1 pseudogene is annotated in these 258 nt (G+C 38.4%); it reads left to right on the forward strand.

Features of this window, described 5'->3' with window-relative positions:
- Nucleotides 1–95: 95 nt before the first annotated feature.
- Nucleotides 96–258: pseudogene (locus ACG9ZB_RS17510) on the forward strand (IS5/IS1182 family transposase); the annotation flags it as partial.

Below are 258 nucleotides of genomic sequence, written 5' to 3' on the forward strand. Positions count from 1 at the left end.
GTGGTGTAAGTCTTGTGTTTCTTGCTCATGGTAAACTCCTGATGAGTGTGTTTAGTTTACCAAGTTAAAACCTCCTGTTTTTTCAGCACACATCAACAAAGAGTAGCTCGCTAGAGCGAAATGAATTACTTCGAACAATTAAATGTTTAGACTAGACGCTCTGGAAAAAATGGTCAGGCTATCATCGGCGAAGTTTGGTTGAAACTAAGATGCATTGCATCAAATTATTAGGAGATAAACTCAGTGCAAGGAGTTTTG

It is taken from the genome of Acinetobacter johnsonii (assembly GCF_048551975.1).
Classification (GTDB): domain Bacteria; phylum Pseudomonadota; class Gammaproteobacteria; order Pseudomonadales; family Moraxellaceae; genus Acinetobacter; species Acinetobacter johnsonii_A.